Consider the following 15,096-nt stretch of genomic DNA (forward strand, 5'->3'; position numbering starts at 1 on the left):
ACAGGGGCCTGACCTGGAATGCCCTGGAACCGGCTTCGCCGGACCACTGGCGTTGCTTCTCGCAAGGGGGCCCCGCGCCTGATCAGGCGCGGAGCCTGCGAGCGTTCAATTGCTTTTAGACAGCAGCGTGAAATGCTCCACCTGGGGTGGCTGGGCGAAGAAGGGACCGACGATGGCACGCCAGGCGGAGAAGGCCGGGGACTGGCGGAAGTGGACCGTGTGGTCCTCCAGCGTTTCCCAAAAGATCATCAGGATGTAACGCTCGGGGTTTTCCACGCCCTTGTTGACCTTGTGGCCGCGGTAGCCGCGCGACTGGCTGATCACGGTGGCCAGGCCGCGCTGAATGGCTTCGTCGAAGGCGGCCTGCTGGCCGGGCTGGATGCGGATGTCGGCGAGTTCCAGAATCATGGGTCGAATGCTCCTGCGCTTATGGCTTTTTCCGGGTTGGGATGGCTGGCATTCTCGCTTATCCTGCGCGGCATGACTTCCGCTTCCCGCTCCGCCCCCCATCCAGATTGGCTCCGACCTCAATGGCCCGTGCCTGCCACGGTGCGCGCCCTGTGCACGACACGCGCGGGAGGGCAGTCGGCACCCCCCTATGACAGCCTCAACCTGGGCGACCATGTCGGGGACGACGTGCTCACCGTGGGCCGGAACCGCGCGCGCCTGGCCCAGGCGCTGCAGGCCCACCCGGTCTTCATGCAGCAGGTCCATGGCAACAAGGTTCTGCGCCTGGACCGTTTCACCTCGCAGGGCAATGAGGCCGATGCCTGCTGGACGCAGGAGCGCGGCGTAGTCTGCACCGTGCTGATCGCGGACTGCCTGCCTGTGCTGCTGACCGACAAACAAGGCCGTTTCGTCGGGGCGGCGCATGCGGGCTGGCGCGGCCTGTCGGGCGAGGGCGGTGATGGCGTGCTGGAAACCCTGGAACGCGCGGTGCTGACCCAGCTGCGAACGCAGGGGCAGCGGTTGCTGCCCAGCGATCTGTTGGCATGGCTGGGGCCTTGCATCGGCCCCATGGCCTACGAGGTGGGGCCGGATGTGCGTTCCGCATTCGAGGCCTGGGACAGGCAGGCTGCCTCCCTGTTCCGGCCCATCCCGGGCAAGTCCGGCAAATGGCTGGCCGATTTGCCTGGGTTGGCGCGCCAGCGGCTGCATGCCCTGGGCGTGCAGCAGATCCAGGGCAACAATGGCTCGGATGCGTGGTGCACCGTCACCCAGCGTTCACGGTTCTTTTCGCACCGGCGCGACCGCGTCAGCGGCCGCATGGCCGCCTGCATCTGGCTGGGCTGAGGCTGGTTTGTGCTCCGTGGCCGGCCGGGGGTCGTCGGCCGTGACCGACTCGGTCGTGTTGTCCTCACGACTTTCCCTCAGGCGCCGCAGCTTCTTGCGCAGCGGCGTGCCCAGGATGTAGAGCAGCAGCGCCACCGGACCCACGCCGTAGAGCAGGAATGTGACGATGGCGCCCAGCAGGCTGCCGATCGGGCTGCTGGCCTCGGCCACGGCCATCATCAAGGCCACGTAGAGCCAGGCGATCGCGATCAGGGGCAGGAACATGGTGGCTATACCCGAGAAAAGAAGCAGGCCGTGTCTTGGCATGGCGGGCGGCGCCTGCAATACTGGTCACCGGACCGGGAACGCGGCACGGTGCCGTGCTGGATGCGAGGAGCTGACATGAGCGGGGCAGAGGGCCAGAAAGCGCAAGAGCATACCGCCGATGCGATGTCGGCCTGGACGGCGTGGATGCATACCGTGGCGCAGGCCCAGCAGGCCCAGCAGGCACAGGCGGCCGCGTTCGCCACGGCCCTGGCGCCCGGCCTGCCAACCGCGGCCTTGCCCCTGCATGTGTTCCCGCGCATTCCTCCTGATACCCTGCAGTCCCTGCAGCAGCAGTACCTGAACGATTGCGCCCAACTCGCGCGCGAAGGCTGGACGGAAGATGCAGCCCAGGCCCTCCATGCCTTGAATGCGCGCCTGCTTACCCAATTGGCCGAGGCGGTGCAGGCCGACGCCAAGACCCGCGCGCGCATCCGCTTCGGGGTGGATCAGTGGGTGGCCGCCAGCGCGCCCGGCAACTTCATGGCCTTCAACCGGGACGCTCAGCGCAAGGCCATCGAGACCCAGGGGCGCAGCGTGGCCCAGGGCCTGCACAACCTCCTGCACGACCTGGGCCGGGGCCAGGTGAGCCTGACGGATGAAAGCCAGTTCGAGGTCGGGCGTAATGTCGCCACTTCGGCGGGCGCGGTGGTGTACGAGAACGAATTGTTCCAGCTCCTCGAATACCAGCCGTTGACGGATCAGGTGCATGCGCGACCGCTCCTGCTGGTGCCACCGTGCATCAACAAGTTCTACATTCTGGATCTGCAGCCGGGCAATTCGCTGATTCGTTACGCGCTGAGCCAGGGGCAGCGCGTGTTTGTCATCAGCTGGCGCAACCCGCCGGCGGACCCCGCTGACGCGGACTACGCCAGCCTGGCCGACAAGACCTGGGACGACTACGTGGAACAGGCCGTCATCCGCGCCATCACGGTGACGCGAGAGATCGCCGCGACCCGGACCAAGAAGGGGGATGGCCAAGCATCGGACCACGACGATGGCGAGGGTTGGGGCCAGATCAACGCCCTGGGTTTTTGCGTTGGCGGCACCTTGCTGGGCACGGCCCTGGCGGTGTTGGCCGCGCGCGGGCAACACCCGGTGGCCAGCCTCACGCTCCTGACGACGTTCCTGGATTTTTCCGATACCGGCGTGCTGGACGTGTTCATCGACGAGGCCGCGGTGCGCCTGCGCGAGCAGCAATTCGCCCAGGGCGGCGTGATGCCTGGGCGTGAGCTGGCGGCAACGTTCAGTTTTCTGCGGCCCACCGAGCTGGTCTGGAACTACGTGGCGCGCAACTACCTCAAGGGCGAGACCCCCCCGCCTTTCGACCTGTTGTACTGGAACGGTGACAGCACCAACCTCCCAGGGCCCTGGTACGCCTGGTACCTGCGCAACACCTACCTTGAGAACAACTTGGTCCAGCCCGGGCGCCTGACCGTCTGCGGGCAGCCGATCGATCTGCGCAGTCTGGACTTGCCGGCCTACATCTACGGCTCGCGCGAGGACCACATCGTGCCCGTGGCCAGTGCCTATGCCAGCACCCAGGTTTTGTCCGGGCCGCGGCGTTTCGTGCTGGGGGCTTCGGGTCACATCGCAGGCGTCATCAATCCGCCCGAGAAAAAGAAGCGCGGCCATTGGATACGCGCCGATGGCCAGTTGCCGACACGCTTCGATGACTGGCTGGCGGGCGCGCAGGAGCAGACCGGCAGTTGGTGGCCAGACTGGGCCGCCTGGCTACAGCACCATGCGGGGCCGCTGGTGCCGGCGCCGAAAAAGTACGGCAAAGGCCGGTACAAGGTCATCGAGCCGGCGCCGGGGCGCTACGTCAGGCAGTCGGCCTGAGTCATACCGAGCCTGACCCAGGGCGCACGGGCAAGGGTTGCGAAAAAGGGGAGCCGGAGCTTCCCCTGTCGTCCATCGCGTCGCGCGGGTTTATTTCCTCGCTGCGATGGCCTTCTCCGCTGCGTTGACCAAGTCCGCGCCGATGGTCTGCTTCCACTTCTCGTACACCGGCCGCGTGGCCTTCACGAAGGCGTCGCGCTCGGCCGGGCTCAGCTGGGTCACGGTGACACCGAAGCCGGCGATTTCCTTGAGGAGGGGCTTGTCTGCCTCGACCAGACCCTTGCGTGCGATGGCCACGCCCTGCTTGCCTGCGTCGATGGCGGCCTGGCGCACGATGGCCTGGTCGGCCGGCGTCCACGAGGACCAGACATCCTTGTTCACCACGAAGACCAGCGGGTCGGCCATGTAGCCCCAGGTGGTGATGAACTTCTGGCCCAGGTTGTGCAGCTTGAGCAGGGGGAACATGAAGAGCGGGTTTTCCTGCCCGTCCACCGCGCCGCTGGCCAGGGCAGGTTGTGCGTCTGCCCAGCTCATCTGCGTGGGGTTGGCGCCCAGGGCCGTGAACATGTCGGCGAAGAGCGGAGAGCCGACCACGCGGATCTTCATGCCCTTCAGGTCAGTGGGCGAGCGGATCGCGCGCTTGGAGTTGGTCAACTCGCGGTAACCGTTCTCGCTCCAGGCCAGAGGCAGCACGCCGGCCTTGTCGATGGCGGCGAAGATCTCCTTGCCCACCTCGCCCTGCGTGAGCGCGTCCACCGCCTTGTAGTCCGGCATCAGGAAGGGCATTGAGAACAGATTCAGCTGTTTGACCTGGGGCGACCAGTTGATGGTGGAGCCCACGGCCATGTCGATGATGCCCTGGCGGATGGCGCTGAACTCGCGCGTCTGGTCGCCCTGGATCAGCGAGACCCCGGGGTAGAGCTTGATGTTGATGCGCCCTTGCGTGCGTTCCTTGACCAGGTCGGCCCAGATCTGGCCGGACTGGCCCCAGGGCGTGGGCGGACCCAGCACCAGAGAAAGCCGGTACTCGGGCTTGTAGCTGTTTTGCGCGAGCGCGGCGGATGCCAGCAGGGCAGTCGCCAAGCCCATCGTCAGCGCAAGCAGGATGCGGCGGGGTTTCATGGTGTTGTCTCCTTTGTGGTGGGGTGAAGAGTGGGCAAAAAACATGGACCGGGTGCGTCAGTAACCCAGCGTATTCGGCAACCACAGCGCAAGTTGTGGGAAGGCGATGACGAGCACCATCACCAGCGCCATCGAGACCAGCAGCCAGCCCACCCAGCGCACCGTGGCTTCCATCGGGATGCCCGCGATGCGGCTGGACACCATGAGGTTGACGGCCAGGGGCGGGGTGAACTGGCCCAGCGCCACCTTGAGCGTGAGCACCACGCCGAACCACACCGGGTCCCAGCCGTAATGACGCATGATGGGCAGCAGCAGCGGCACGAAGATCAGGAAGATGGACACACCGTCGAGAAACATGCCCACCGTGACCAGCAGCACGATGAGCAGCGTCAGCATGCCGTACTCGCCCAGGCCCGAATGCACGATGGCATTCGTCACCGGATCGATCACGCCCAGTGTCGAGAGCGAAAAGGCGAAGATGCCCGCGAGCGAAATCACGACCAGCAGCACGGCCGACAGCTCACCAGACTCGCGCAGGATCTCGAACAGATCTCGGACCCTGATCGTGCGATGGATCACCATGCCGACGAAAAGGCCGTAAAACACTGCAACCACGGCGGCCTCGGTGGGCGTGAACCAGCCCGCGCGCATGCCGCCCAGGATCAACACCGGTGCGGCCAGGCCCCAGAGTGTTTGGCGCAGACTCCTCCAGAACGGTGGGCGCGGCAACTCGGCCTCCAGCAGACCCATCTTGTGTTTGCGCGCCAGCCAGACCGCTGGAACCATCAAGGCCAGCCCGGCCAACACGCCGGGCACCATGCCCGCGGCGAACAGCGCGGGCACGGAGGCGCCCGGCACCAGCACCGAATAGACGATGAAGGCCACCGAGGGCGGGATCAGGATGTCCGTCGCGGCCGCCGCGCCCACGATGCTGGCCGAATAGGCGGGCGGGTAGCCCGCGCGTTTCATGGCCGCGATCATCACCGCGCCCACGGCGGCCGCGTTGGCCGGACCGGAACCTGAGATGCCCCCCAGGAACATGGCGACCGCGATGGCGACGACCGGCAGCATGCCAGGGCCCCGCCCAACGATGGCCACGGCGAAGTTGACGAGGCGCGCGGCCACGCCGGAGCGGTCGAAGATGCTGCCCACGAGCACAAACATGGGCACGGCCAACAACGGGTACTTGCCCAGGCCCGCGTAGAAGTTTTGAGGCACGGCCAGCAACCCGAACCAGGGGGCGTCCAGATTGGCCAGGGCGATGCAGGCCGCGCCCGCCAGGCCCAGGGCCGCTCCGATGGGCACGCCGAGGAACAGCAGCGCCAGGAAGGCGGTGAAGAGCAGCGATGCAATCATGAAGGTTGGCCCCCACGCTTGCCCACTGCGTGTGAGTCGCTGCCCCCGAGGGGGCTGGGCCGCCTTGGGAACGGCCCGGCGGCGGCCCGTTCTGTTGCTCGTCATCGCCTGCCTTGCCGTGCCCCCGGAAAAGGCCGAGGGCGCGCAGCGCGATTACGGCGGAGAGCAGGGGGAGCCAGACCGTGTACCACCACTGCGGCACGCCGATGCCGGGCGAGGTTTCGCCGTAGCGGATGTCGTCGTAGAGCGTGCGGCTGCTGAGCACGGCGATCAGTGCGAAGAGCAGGAACATCATGAGCGCGCCGAAGCGCGCCAGCCATCGGCGGCGGCGTGCCGGCCCGCTGTCGGCGAAGAATTCGATGCGGATGTGGCTGTTGCGCGCTACTGCGGCCGCGCCGCCGACCAGGGCCAGCACAATCATCAGGAAGATTGAGATTTCCTCGGTCCAGGCGAAGGACTGGTCGGTGAAATAGCGCACCAGCACGTTGGCGAAAGTGATGAGGGCCAGCAGCGCCATCACGATGACGGTGAGCCAGTCTTCGATTTTCAGCGGGGGCTGTGATGGCGTGTGGACGGTGTCATCAGCGGGCTTGGATGCAGCGGCGGACGTGGCGGGGGCGTGGTTCACAAGGCGCAGTTGGAAATTGGAATGGCTTGGCGAAAAGAACCGCTCGCAGGGGTGATGCCTGCGCGAAAACGGAAAAAACGCGAGGGCCATCCAGCTTGTGACCGGGGCGCCGACCGAGTGCCGTTGTGGGACGCGGGCATTCTAGGTCACGCGATCCAGACCGTTTCTCGCCGTCCCCATGGTCTGGCCCCGTGTTTTCCTAGGGAGACAGTCCCTCGGTTTTGGGTACAGTTCTTGCGGAGACTTGGACTCAAAGCACATCGGACATCAGAGGAGGACACCATGCAACAGAAAGTTGCTTACGTGACCGGCGGCATGGGCGGCATCGGCACGGCGATCTGCCAGCGCCTGCACCGCGATGGTTTCACGGTCATCGCTGGCTGCGGCCCCACGCGTGATCACGTCAAGTGGCTGGCCGAACAGCATGCCCTGGGTTACGCCTTCCATGCCTCGGTGGGCAACGTCGGCGTATGGGAATCGACCGTCGAAGCCTTTTCCAAGGCCAAGGCTGCGCATGGTCCCATTGATGTGCTGGTCAACAACGCTGGCATCACGCGCGACCGCATGTTCCTCAAGATGACCCGTGAAGACTGGGACGCCGTCATCAACACCAACCTCACTTCGATGTTCAACGTGACCAAGCAGGTCGTGGGCGACATGGTCGAACGAGGCTGGGGCCGCATCATCAACATCAGCAGCGTCAATGGCGAGAAAGGCCAGGCCGGCCAGACCAACTACTCCGCTGCCAAGGCCGGCATGCACGGCTTCACGATGGCCCTGGCCCAGGAGCTGGCGGGCAAGGGCGTGACGGTCAACACCGTGAGTCCTGGTTACATCGGCACCGACATGGTCAAGGCCATCCGCGCCGACGTGCTGGAGAAGATCGTCGGCACCATCCCGGTCAAGCGCCTGGGCGAGCCGGGTGAGATCGCTTCCATCATCGCCTGGCTCGCGAGCGATGAAAGTGGCTATTCAACCGGGGCCGACTTCTCGGTCAACGGCGGCTTGCACATGGGCTGAGGCGCAGTCTCAGCCCAGAGGCCCGGGCCACCCAGTGGTAGTGGTCTACGATGGCGGCCATGTCCGAACTCAAGACACTGGCCCTGTTCTTCGTCACCGCGCTGGCCGAAATCACTGGCTGCTACTTGCCCTGGCTCTGGTTGCGTGAAGGCAAAAGCGCTTGGTTGCTTGTGCCAGGCGCGCTCTGCCTGGCACTGTTCGCTTGGTTGCTCACCTTGCATCCCACGGCCGCGGGCCGCGTCTACGCGGCCTATGGCGGGGTCTACATCTGCGCGGCGTTGCTGTGGCTCTGGGGCGTGGACGGCATCCGGCCAGGGGTCTGGGATGCCGTGGGCGGCGGCGTGGCCTTGGCCGGCATGGCCATCATCATGTTCGCGCCGAGGCACTAGTCACGTCATCGACCGCCGCGCTCGCGCCCTTGCGTAGCGTGGTCTGGGCGAACAGCCAGGTCATGGCAGACGCGCCGGCGATGCAGGCGATCATGGGCAGGCCAGCGCCATTGGCCACCTGGCCGGAGATGGCGATCATCAGCGCGCCGGTGCCGAACTGCAGGGTGCCCATCAACGCCGAGGCGGTGCCGGCGATCGGCCCGTGGCTTTCCAGCGCGAGGATGGCGGAGGCGGGCACGATGAGGCCGAGAAAGCCGAAGCCGACGAAGAGCAGCACCAGCATCACGGGCAGGGCCTCGACACCCAGCGCGAACAGCAGCAGGAGCGTGAGCATCACCGCTGCGTGACCGTGCGCAGCCATGCGCACCATGGGTTTGAGGCCGAAGCGCCGGCTCAGCCGGCTGGTCAACTGCGACATGCCGATGAAGGCCGCCGCGTTCGAGGCGAAGGCGATGCTGAATTGCCGCGGCGTGAGGCCGTAGTGGTTGATCAGCACGAAGGAGGAATTCGCGAGGTAAGTGAAAAAGGCAGAAATGCCGAAGGCTCCGATGAACACCACGCCCAGGAAGTGCCGGTCGGTGAGCAGCGTGCGGTAGCTTTGCCGCACCACGGACCAGTTCCCCGAATTGACGGCGCCATCCCGGGCCTCGCGCGCGCCGCGTTCCGCTTCACGCACGGCCAGGGGACGCGTCTCGCGCAGTTGGGTGGCCATCAGCAGCAGGCCCAGCAGGCTGGCGCCCAGCATGCCCCAGAAGCTGCTGCGCCAGCCCAGGGCCTCGATCAGGAAGCTGCCGAGCAGGGGCGCGAGGATGGGCGCGACGCTGAAGACCAGGATCAGCGTGGACATCATGCGCAAGGCTTCGTGGCCGGTGTAGAGGTCACGCACGACCGCGCGCGGGATCACCGTGCAGGCACAGGCACCCAGGCCCTGGAAGAAGCGCATGAAAAGCAGAAATTCCACATTGGGCGCGAAGGCGCAGCCCACGCTGCCGATCGCGAACAGGGTCAGGCCGAAGTACAGCGGGGGCTTGCGGCCCAGCATGTCCGAGACCGGGCCGTAGACGAGCTGGCCGACGCCCAGCGCGATGAAAAAGATCATCAGGCTCGCCTGCACCGAGCCGATGGAAGCCTGGAGGTCTTGCCCGATCAGGGGCAGGGCGGGGAGGTACAAGTCGATGCCCAGCGGGCCGACGGCGGACAGCAGGCCCAGGACGAGGGCCGTGCGCAGGAAACTCTGGTGCATGGGGGAGCGGATAGACAGCGGGGGCGGATTGTGGCATGCCCCGCCCAAATTTGCAGGCGGCCGGGCATGCCGCCCGGCCTCTTGCCCTATTTACGCCGCAGTTCCTCGCGTTCGCGCTGGTAGCTGTCGTAGGACTGGCCGCCGACGCCCTCGTTCACGCGGCGCATGCAGTCCTCGTAGGCCCCCGGGGGCTGCTGATTGCACTGCTGGCGGGCGCCGGCGCGCGAACCTTCGTACCAGGCCTGCGTGGTGCAGGCCGTCAGCAAGGGCAAGCAGGCCAGAACCATCAGGAATGCCCGGCGCCAGGCGGGCGATGCATCCGGGGTGGGTGGCCGGGCATTCACGTCAGATGACCTTCGCGGTTCGCAACTCATCGATCCGCGCTTGGCCATAGCCCATCTGGACCAGCACCTCCTCGGTGTGCTCGCCGAGCAGCGGTGAGCGCGTCACGTCCACCGGACTGTCTGAAAGCTTGATGGGGTTGCCCACGGTGAGGTATTTGCCGCGCACGGGATGGTCCACCTCCACGATGGTGCCCGTCGCGCGCAGGGAGCTGTCTTCGGCGATTTCCTTCATCGAGAGAATGGGGCCGCAGGGGATGTCGTGCCCGTTGAGGATGTCCATGGCTTCGAACTTGGTCTTGGTCTTGGTCCATTCCTCGATGCGGGCGAAGATCATCTTCAGGTGCGGCAGGCGCGCCTCGGGCGTGGCGAAATGCGGGTTGGTGATCCAGTCCTCCTCGCCGATGACCTTGCAGATCGCGGGCCACACCGCGCCCTGCGTGATGAAGTAGATGTAGGCGTTCGGGTCCTTCTGCCAGCCCTTGCACTTGAGGATGGAGCCAGGCTGGCCACCCCCCGAGGCATTGCCCGCGCGCGGCACGGCCTCGCCGAACTCGATGTCGGGGTACTGCGGATATTCCTTGAGCACGCTCGTGCGTTCCAGGCGCTGCTGGTCGCGCAGCTTGACTCGGCACAGGTTGAGCACGGCGTCCTGCATGGCGGCGCTGACCTTCTGGCCACGGCCTGTTTTCTCGCGCTGGAAGAGAGCGGTCACGATCCCCAGCGCCAGGTGCAGACCGGTGCCGCTGTCGCCGATCTGCGCGCCGGTCACCATGGGCAGGCCATCCGGATCACCGGTGGTGGAGGCTGCACCGCCCGTGCATTGCGCGACGTTCTCGTAGACCTTGCAATCCTCGTAGGGGCCGGGACCGAAGCCCTTGATGGACGCGAGGATGATGCGTGGGTTGATTTCCTGAATCCGCTCCCAGTTGAAGCCCATGCGGTCGAGCGCGCCGGGTGCGAAGTTCTCGACCATGACATCGCATTGCTTGATGAGGTCCACCAGCACGTCTTTGCCCTTGGGTTCCTTGGTGTTGAGCGTGATGGAGCGCTTGTTGTGATTCAGCATGGTGAAGTACAGGCTGTCCGCGCCGGGAATGTCGCGCAGCTGTCCGCGCGTGGCGTCACCTTCGCCCGCTTTCTCCACCTTGATCACGTCCGCTCCGAACCACGCCAGCAACTGCGTGCAGGTGGGACCCGACTGCACGTGCGTGAAATCGAGGATGCGGACTCCTTCGAGCGCCTTGGTCATGAAAAAACTCCAGAAGTTGAAAACTCTTGTGATGAAAGCGGCATTTTTTTAATTGTTGCTTGGAATGCGCACTTCACCATGCCCATGGACCTGTGGTCATCGGCATGTCAAATATTCCAATTGATTATAGGGAGCGCCCTTGCAGGCGCAGGGCGCGTGATTGCAACGTTCCGGGCTCAACAGCTTTGCCTTTTCCGTCTTGCTCTTGCGCAGTGAAAAGGAGTTTCGGCAGCGGAAAACGCCAAGGTCAAAAAAAACGGCGCCAGTCCCGAAGGAGTGGCGCCGTCTCAGAGAGCGGAAAGAAGGGTCAGACCGCCTTGTTCGTATGCATCTTGCCGATCTGGTCCTTGCTGTAACCCAGTTCGACCAGCACTTCGTCGGTGTGCTCACCCAGCAGCGGGGAGGCCGTCACCTCGGGCTTGAGGTCGGAGAACTTGATCGGGCTGCCCACCGTCCAGTAGCTGCCACGTACCTTGTGCGGCACTTCGACGATGGAGCCGGAAGCGCGCAGCGACTTGTCATGCAGCAGTTCCTTCATCGACAGCACCGGCGCGCAAGGGATGTCGTACTTGCGGAAGATGTCCACGGCCTCGTACTTGGTCTTGTCCTTGATGAAGTCCTCGATGGTCGCGAAGATGTCCATGATGTGCGGCTGGCGCGCCTTGGCCGTGGTGTAGTTGGGGTCCGTCTTCCATTCGGGCTTGCCCAGCGCGTCGCAGATCGGTTCCCAGGCATGGCCTTGGACGGTGAAGTAGATGTAGGCGTTGGGGTCCGTTTCCCAGCCCTTGCACTTCAGAATCCAGCCCGGCTGACCGCCACCACCCGCGTTGCCGCCACGCGGCACCACGTCGCCGAACTTCTCATGCGGGTACTGCGGGTATTCCTCCAAGTAGCCGATCTTGTCCAGGCGCAACTGGTCACGCATCTTGACGCGGCAGAGGTTGAGCACGGCGTCCTGCATGGACACGGCCACCTTCTGGCCCTTGCCGGTCTGCTGGCGGCCGATGATGGCCGTCAGGATGCCGATGGCCAGATGCATGCCTGTGTTGGAGTCGCCCAGCGCGGCCGCGGAGATCGTCGGTTGCGAGTTTTCGCCTTTCCACCAGCCGGTGGTGGACGCCGCGCCACCCGCGCACTGCGCCACGTTCTCATAGACCTTGAGGTCTTCGTAGTGGTGACCATCGGAAAAGCCCTTGACCGAGGCCAGGATCATGCCGGGGTTCAATTCCTGGATGCGCTGCCAGGTGAAGCCCATGCGGTCCAGCGCGCCAGGGCCGAAATTCTCGACCATCACGTCGGACTTCTTGATGAGCTTTTCCAGGACTTCCTTGCCTTCGGGGGTCTTGGTGTCCAGCGTCAGCGAGCGCTTGTTGCTGTTGAGCATCGTGAAGTAGAGCGCGTCGGCATCGGGAATGTCGCGCAGCTGGCTGCGCGTCACGTCACCAGCGCCCGGACGTTCGACCTTGATCACGTCGGCGCCGAACCAGGCCAGCAGCTGTGTGCAGGCGGGACCGGCTTGCACGTGCGTGAAGTCGATGATCTTGATGCCCTTGAGGGGTTTGTTTCCGGACATTTTCTGCTCCTTCTGAGATAAGTCCCGTCGATGCGGAACGGGTTTGAATGGGTGTTGTGTCTAGGATTACTTCTTCAGCGCGGCGGCGGGGTTCAGGCTGGTGATGCGACCGCTTTCCGTGCCCGCCGTCTCGTCGATGATGGCGTTGATCAGCGTGGGCTTGCCGGACTTGAGCGCATCTTCGATGCCTTTGCGCAGCTCGGCCGAAGTCTGCGCATAGACGCCGACACCGCCGAAGGCTTCCATCAGCTTCTCGTAACGCGCGTCCTTGACGAACACGGTCGGGGCCACGTCGGCGCCGCCGGTCGGGTTCACGTCGGTGCCACGGTAGACGCCGTTGTTGTTGAAGATCACCACGCAGACGGGGAGGTTGTAGCGGGCGATGGTTTCCACTTCCATGCCGGAGAAACCGAAGGCGCTGTCACCGCAGACGGCGATGACACGCTGATTGCTCTCGACGGCGGCTGCGACGGCGAAACCCATGCCGATGCCCATCACCCCCCAGGTGCCCACGTCCAGACGCTTGCGCGGCTTGTACATGTCCACGATGGAGCGGGTGAAGTCCAGCGCGTTGGCGCCTTCGTTGACCAGCAGCGTGTCGGGATGGGCCTTGAAGATGTCGCGCACCACGCTCAGCGCGCTGTGGAAGTTCATCGGCTTCGGGTCTTTGGCCAAGGTCTCGGCCATCTTGGCGATGTTCTTGCTCTTCTTGTCGTTGATGGCGTTCGTCCATTCGGCAGGCGGCTTGGCCCAGCTGTTGCCGATGCCGGCCAGCAGGGACGAGACGCAGGAACCGATGTCACCGGCGATCGGCGCGTCGATGCGCACGTTGCTGTCGAACTCGGTGGAGGCGATGTCGATCTGAATGAACTTCTGGCCACCCCAGTCCTTGTGGTCCTTGCCACCCCAGGTCTTGCCCTTGCCATGCGACAGCAGCCAGTTCAGGCGCGCGCCGATCAGCAGCACCACGTCGGCCTCGGGCAGCACGAAGGAACGGGCGGCGGCGGCGGACTGCGGGTGCGTGTCAGGCAGGATCCCTTTGGCCATGGACATGGGCAGGTAGGGGATACCGGTCTTCTCGACCAGGGCCTGGATGTCAGCGTCGGCCTGCGCGTAGGCGGCGCCCTTGCCCAACAGGATCAGGGGCTTCTTGGCGCCCTTGAGCAGGTTCAGCGCGCGGGTGATGGATTCGGGCGCGGGGATCTGGCGCGGGGCCGGATCGACCACCTTGATCAGCGAGGCCTTGCCCTCAGCGGCGTCCAGGGTCTGCGAGAACAGCTTGGCCGGCAGGTCCAGGTAGACGCCGCCCGGGCGGCCGGAAACGGCGGCTCGGATGGCGCGGGCGATGCCCACGCCAATGTCTTCGGCATTCAGCACGCGGAAGGCCGCCTTGCACAGAGGCTTGGCGATGGCGAGTTGGTCCATTTCCTCGTAGTCGCCCTGTGACAGATCGACGATCTCGCGCTCGGAGGAGCCGGAGATCAGGATCATGGGCCAGCAGTTGGTGGTGGCGTTGGCCAGGGCAACCAGCGCGTTCAGGAAGCCGGGAGCGGACACCGTCAGGCACACGCCGGGCACGCCTTTCGCGCCATTCATGAAGCCGGCGATCGCGGCGGCGTTGCCGGCGTTGGCCTCGTGGCGGAAGGAGATCACGCGCATGCCTTCGGCTTGCATCATGCGGGTCAAGTCGGTGACCGGGATGCCGGGCAGGCCGTAGATGTTGCTGATGCCGTTGAGCTTGAGCGCATCGATGACGAGATGGAAGCCATCGGTCAGCGTGCTGGTTTGGGCGTCGTTGGACATGGTGCGTCTCTCTGCTGTGTTGCTGTAAAAGTTATCGTTGGCCATTGCGCGCGGCTTGCCGCGCAGGGGCGGCGGGCACGCGAGGGTGCAACGCGGGGGTATGATAGGAAGCTGTCTTGGAGGCTCCATTGACCACGGTCAATTTCGGAACAAAGACCTCGGTCAATCAGAGTAGCGCTAACCCGGAGCCCGTCCCCGGCAGGGAGCACGCGTGCGCGTGGAAAGCATGAGCAGTATCGAGAATCACCCGGAAAAGAACATCATTCGGGTCCAATTGCGCCAAAACCAAGTGCTCAAGGACCTGGGCGCGGACGCACACGAATCGCTGGAACCCCACTTGACGGTAGTGGATTGCAGCAAGGGAGATTTCCTGCTGCATCAGGGTGTGCACGAGATGGAGCAGTATTTCATCCTGGACGGCGTGCTCAAGCGCGTCGTCGCCAACTCCCAGGGCAAGGAAATGATCCTGCGTTTCGCGGCGGAACGCGAGATGGAAACCAGCTATGCCGCCTGGATGCTCAAGACCCCGACACCGTACAGCATCGTTTCCGTGACGAAGGCGCGCGTCGTCAAGCTGCCCATGCCCGAGTGGATCGCCTTCCTGGAGTTGCATACCGAGGAGAAACGTCTGTTCGAGCACAGCGTGATGAGTCACATGAGCGAGATCATGGCGCACACCATCACGCTGCACCTGCTGGATGCGCCCGGGCGGGTGCACCGTTTCGTGCGCAAGCATGGTGAGCTGTTCGATCGGATACCCAAGAAGGAACTGGCCGCCTACCTGAACCTTTCCGCCGAGACGCTCAGTCGCCTCAAGCAGCGCGGGAAGATCTGAATCGCAAGCAAGCGGTTCGACCTGAAGTTCCAGGCTGCAGGTCATGGACACGGCATGAAAAAAAGGCCCGCTTCTCCTGGAAGCGGGCCTTTTTGT

At 64.8% G+C, this 15,096-nt stretch carries 14 protein-coding genes and 1 pseudogene; 5 read left to right on the plus strand and 10 right to left on the minus strand.

Annotated features, from left to right (window positions below):
- Nucleotides 1-105 precede the first annotated feature (105 nt).
- Nucleotides 106-408, minus strand: a complete 303-nt coding sequence (locus DW355_RS11755; protein WP_131280308.1) for an antibiotic biosynthesis monooxygenase family protein — start codon at nt 406-408, stop codon at nt 106-108.
- Between the two features lie 72 nt (nt 409-480).
- Here DW355_RS11755 and pgeF point away from each other — a divergent pair, with 72 nt between their 5' ends.
- Nucleotides 481-1,293, plus strand: a complete 813-nt coding sequence (pgeF, locus tag DW355_RS11760; RefSeq protein WP_131280310.1) for a peptidoglycan editing factor PgeF — start codon at nt 481-483, stop codon at nt 1,291-1,293.
- Here pgeF and DW355_RS11765 read toward each other — a convergent pair.
- Complete coding sequence (locus DW355_RS11765) at nt 1,225-1,557, minus strand: hypothetical protein (RefSeq protein WP_207388015.1); 333 nt, start codon at nt 1,555-1,557, stop codon at nt 1,225-1,227. The two genes, pgeF and DW355_RS11765, sit on opposite strands and share 69 nt — an antisense overlap.
- Nucleotides 1,558-1,722: 165 nt before the next feature.
- Here DW355_RS11765 and DW355_RS11770 point away from each other — a divergent pair, with 165 nt between their 5' ends.
- The gene (locus tag DW355_RS11770) at nt 1,723-3,438 is read left to right on the plus strand and encodes a PHA/PHB synthase family protein (protein ID WP_431733236.1); all 1,716 of its coding nucleotides are present in this window, start codon (nt 1,723-1,725) and stop codon (nt 3,436-3,438) included.
- A gap of 90 nt (nt 3,439-3,528) precedes the next feature.
- On the opposite strand, the gene DW355_RS11775 is transcribed toward DW355_RS11770, so the two are convergent.
- The 3 genes and pseudogenes from DW355_RS11775 to DW355_RS11785 form a co-directional block, all read right to left on the minus strand.
- Nucleotides 3,529-4,560, minus strand: a complete 1,032-nt coding sequence (locus DW355_RS11775) for a DctP family TRAP transporter solute-binding subunit (protein WP_131280312.1) — start codon at nt 4,558-4,560, stop codon at nt 3,529-3,531.
- Nucleotides 4,561-4,617: 57 nt separating this feature from the next.
- On the minus strand, nt 4,618-5,916 hold the full coding sequence (locus tag DW355_RS11780; RefSeq protein ID WP_131280314.1) for a TRAP transporter large permease: 1,299 nt from the start codon (nt 5,914-5,916) through the stop codon (nt 4,618-4,620).
- 106 nt (nt 5,917-6,022) lie between these two features.
- Nucleotides 6,023-6,433 (minus strand): annotated as a pseudogene (locus DW355_RS11785) (TRAP transporter small permease); the annotation flags it as partial.
- A 393-nt stretch (nt 6,434-6,826) separates the two neighbouring features.
- Between DW355_RS11785 and phbB the strand changes: the two are divergent.
- Together phbB and DW355_RS11795 are read left to right on the plus strand one after the other, a co-directional pair.
- Nucleotides 6,827-7,564, plus strand: coding sequence for an acetoacetyl-CoA reductase (gene phbB / locus DW355_RS11790; RefSeq protein WP_131280315.1), 738 nt, complete (start codon nt 6,827-6,829; stop codon nt 7,562-7,564).
- A 59-nt stretch (nt 7,565-7,623) separates the two neighbouring features.
- Nucleotides 7,624-7,953, plus strand: a complete 330-nt coding sequence (locus tag DW355_RS11795) for a YnfA family protein (protein ID WP_131280317.1) — start codon at nt 7,624-7,626, stop codon at nt 7,951-7,953.
- On the opposite strand, the gene DW355_RS11800 is transcribed toward DW355_RS11795, so the two are convergent.
- The 5 genes from DW355_RS11800 to oxc form a co-directional block, all read right to left on the minus strand.
- Nucleotides 7,931-9,196, minus strand: coding sequence for a multidrug effflux MFS transporter (locus DW355_RS11800; protein WP_131280318.1), 1,266 nt, complete (start codon nt 9,194-9,196; stop codon nt 7,931-7,933). The genes DW355_RS11795 and DW355_RS11800 overlap by 23 nt on opposite strands.
- Nucleotides 9,197-9,282: 86 nt before the next feature.
- A complete protein-coding gene (locus DW355_RS11805; protein WP_207388016.1) occupies nt 9,283-9,540 on the minus strand; it encodes a hypothetical protein in 258 nt (85 codons plus the stop codon).
- A gap of 1 nt (nt 9,541) precedes the next feature.
- On the minus strand, nt 9,542-10,789 hold the full coding sequence (frc, locus tag DW355_RS11810) for a formyl-CoA transferase (protein ID WP_131280320.1): 1,248 nt from the start codon (nt 10,787-10,789) through the stop codon (nt 9,542-9,544).
- A gap of 307 nt (nt 10,790-11,096) precedes the next feature.
- The gene (frc, locus tag DW355_RS11815; RefSeq protein ID WP_131280321.1) at nt 11,097-12,362 is read right to left on the minus strand and encodes a formyl-CoA transferase; all 1,266 of its coding nucleotides are present in this window, start codon (nt 12,360-12,362) and stop codon (nt 11,097-11,099) included.
- 66 nt (nt 12,363-12,428) lie between these two features.
- On the minus strand, nt 12,429-14,165 hold the full coding sequence (gene oxc / locus DW355_RS11820) for an oxalyl-CoA decarboxylase (RefSeq protein ID WP_131280323.1): 1,737 nt from the start codon (nt 14,163-14,165) through the stop codon (nt 12,429-12,431).
- Between the two features lie 226 nt (nt 14,166-14,391).
- Here oxc and DW355_RS11825 point away from each other — a divergent pair, with 226 nt between their 5' ends.
- The gene (locus tag DW355_RS11825) at nt 14,392-15,000 is read left to right on the plus strand and encodes a Crp/Fnr family transcriptional regulator (RefSeq protein ID WP_131280324.1); all 609 of its coding nucleotides are present in this window, start codon (nt 14,392-14,394) and stop codon (nt 14,998-15,000) included.
- Nucleotides 15,001-15,096 lie beyond the last annotated feature (96 nt).

The sequence above is a fragment of the Hylemonella gracilis genome, from assembly GCF_004328645.1.
Lineage (GTDB): Bacteria > Pseudomonadota > Gammaproteobacteria > Burkholderiales > Burkholderiaceae_C > Hylemonella > Hylemonella gracilis_B.